Origin of the sequence: Streptomyces coryli (assembly GCF_011044975.1) — a bacterium.
Classification (GTDB): domain Bacteria; phylum Actinomycetota; class Actinomycetes; order Streptomycetales; family Streptomycetaceae; genus Streptomyces; species Streptomyces coryli.
The window spans coordinates 1-926 of sequence record NZ_JAAKZV010000563.1 but is presented as its reverse complement, the minus strand read 5'-3'; the positions used below and the strand labels follow the sequence as shown (position 1 = coordinate 926).

Genomic DNA, 926 nt, shown 5'->3' with positions numbered 1-926 from the left:
GGGGTTGGGCGCAGGAGTGGGCTGGACGCGGCATGGCTTGAGCGCGGTGCCCCGGGGGTGGTGGACGCGGTGCGGGGCGGTGCAGTGCGGGCGGCCGTCAGCATCCGATGCCAAGCCGTCCGCAGACGCCCGCTACACCCTCCCGCACCTACCCCATGGGTGGGCGCGGGTGGGCGCGGCAGCCTTGAGCGCGCGGGGGTAACACGCCCGAAACGCACCAGCCCCCATACCGATATACGGACACGCCACGCTGTCCCATGTACGGCCGTGCGGGTGCCGTAGTCCGGCCGGGAGGGCAAGCCCCTCCCGGCCGGAACCTTGTTCGCCACTGCGTAGAGGTGTAGACCTATAGGTCCAGATGTGCCCACAAGGCACACAGGGGATCTGGGGTCACCCCCCAGAACACAGCAGCCGGCGGGGGCAGGCGGACGCATGGAGCAAGCACACATACTCGGGCGCGGTGCGCGCGTGTTCGGATCCGTCGCCTGCGCGGTGCTCGCGCTGGGTTCGCTGGTGTGGATCGGGCGCGATCTGACCGTCGCCGCCGCGTTCTCGGATCTGTGGTGGTCGTGGGCAGGGGCCCCCGCCCGTACCGAGGACGGCATCTGGGCGACCTCCATGTACGACCCGGCGCTCATCGCCGTCTACATCGTCGCCGGCACCACCGCCCTCCGCTCCCCCTCCGCCGCCGGCGCCCTCGGCTCGGCCGCCGTCGCTACGATCCTGTTGCGCGCCCCCGGCCTGTGGACGCTGAACGCCGACTGGCTGCAGGGCGTCGACCAGGATCTACGGAACCGCGCGCTGCTCTCATCAGGCGCCGCCGTCACCCTCGCCACCGTCCTGCTCATCGCCGTCGCCGCCGGCCGCCGCCCCGCCGACGCGGGCGCGAACGCGTACGGCATGCAGATGTCCGACGAGCGCCCGCC

The 926-nt window shown here is 72.5% G+C and carries 1 pseudogene; it reads left to right on the top strand.

What is annotated here, in order from left to right:
- Positions 1-468 precede the first annotated feature (468 nt).
- Positions 469-926: pseudogene (locus tag G5C51_RS42190) on the top strand (hypothetical protein); the annotation flags it as partial.